The 258-nt window shown below is 42.6% G+C and carries 1 rRNA gene; it reads left to right on the top strand.

From position 1 onward, the window contains the following. Window positions 1–60, top strand: a 16S ribosomal RNA gene (locus DOS84_RS18880); the annotation flags it as partial. Between the last annotated feature and the right edge of the window lie 198 nt (window positions 61–258).

Raw genomic sequence — 258 nt, 5'->3', positions numbered from 1 at the left:
ACTAGGGCTAAGTCGTAACAAGGTAGCCGTACCGGAAGGTGCGGCTGGAACACCTCCTTTCTAGAGCCTTAGTGTTAGTAGTAATACACGCTGAGGAAAGAAGACGAAAAGGACTTTTGGTTGCAAAGCCGAAGATTATATTACTCTTGCTGTTAATTTAAAAAACAAGTGCTTAAACGCACAAAAATAAGAATGAAGAGTGTCTCGTAGCTCAGCTGGTTAGAGTACTACACTGATAATGTAGGGGTCGACAGTTCG

It is taken from the genome of Flavobacterium aquariorum, assembly GCF_003254745.1.
In the GTDB taxonomy this organism is placed as follows: Bacteria; Bacteroidota; Bacteroidia; order Flavobacteriales; family Flavobacteriaceae; genus Flavobacterium; species Flavobacterium aquariorum.
This window is presented reverse-complemented; position numbering and strand designations above follow the sequence as displayed.